Origin of the sequence: Cedecea sp. VD22, from assembly GCF_037150195.1 — a bacterium.
Classification (GTDB): domain Bacteria; phylum Pseudomonadota; class Gammaproteobacteria; order Enterobacterales; family Enterobacteriaceae; genus Cedecea.
The window spans coordinates 1-1,352 of record NZ_JBBCPX010000037.1 but is presented as its reverse complement, the minus strand read 5'-3'; the positions used below and the strand labels follow the sequence as shown (position 1 = coordinate 1,352).

The window sequence follows — 1,352 nt, the reverse complement described above, 5'->3', positions numbered from 1 at the left end:
ATAAGCGTCCGGATTTACCTAAACGCTCCGCCTACATGCTTAAACCGGGACAACCGTCGCCCGGCTAACATAGCCTTCTCCGTCCCCCCTTCGCAGTAACACCGAGTACAGGAATATTAACCTGTTTCCCATCGACTACGCCTTTCGGCCTCGCCTTAGGGGTCGACTCACCCTGCCCCGATTAACGTTGGACAGGAACCCTTGGTCTTCCGGCGAGCGGGCTTTTCACCCGCTTTATCGTTACTTATGTCAGCATTCGCACTTCTGATACCTCCAGCAAACCTCACAGTTCACCTTCAACGGCTTACAGAACGCTCCCCTACCCAACAACACATAGTGTCGCTGCCGCAGCTTCGGTGCATGGTTTAGCCCCGTTACATCTTCCGCGCAGGCCGACTCGACCAGTGAGCTATTACGCTTTCTTTAAATGATGGCTGCTTCTAAGCCAACATCCTGGCTGTCTGTGCCTTCCCACATCGTTTCCCACTTAACCATGACTTTGGGACCTTAGCTGGCGGTCTGGGTTGTTTCCCTCTTCACGACGGACGTTAGCACCCGCCGTGTGTCTCCCGTGATAACATTCTTCGGTATTCGTAGTTTGCATCGGGTTGGTAAGCCGGGATGGCCCCCTAGCCGAAACAGTGCTCTACCCCCGAAGATGAGTTCACGAGGCGCTACCTAAATAGCTTTCGGGGAGAACCAGCTATCTCCCGGTTTGATTGGCCTTTCACCCCCAGCCACAAGTCATCCGCTAATTTTTCAACATTAGTCGGTTCGGTCCTCCAGTTAGTGTTACCCAACCTTCAACCTGCCCATGGCTAGATCACCGGGTTTCGGGTCTATACCCTGCAACTTAACGCCCAGTTAAGACTCGGTTTCCCTGCGGCTCCCCTATACGGTTAACCTTGCTACAGAATATAAGTCGCTGACCCATTATACAAAAGGTACGCAGTCACCCCATAAAGAGGCTCCCACTGCTTGTACGTACACGGTTTCAGGTTCTTTTTCACTCCCCTCGCCGGGGTTCTTTTCGCCTTTCCCTCACGGTACTGGTTCACTATCGGTCAGTCAGGAGTATTTAGCCTTGGAGGATGGTCCCCCCATATTCAGACAGGATACCACGTGTCCCGCCCTACTCTTCGAACTCACAGTATGTGCATTTTAGTGTACGGGAGTATCACCCTGTACCCTGCGACTTTCCAGACGCTTCCACTAACACACAAACTGATTCAGGTTCTGGGCTGCTCCCCGTTCGCTCGCCGCTACTGGGGGAATCTCGGTTGATTTCTTTTCCTCGGGGTACTTAGATGTTTCAGTTCCCCCGGTTCGCTTCATTACGCTATGTATTCACG

Annotated in this window: 1 rRNA gene; it reads right to left on the bottom strand. The window is 52.7% G+C overall.

Annotation, left to right across the window (positions count from 1 at the left end):
- Nucleotides 1–1,352, bottom strand: a 23S ribosomal RNA gene (locus WFK85_RS23325); the annotation flags it as partial.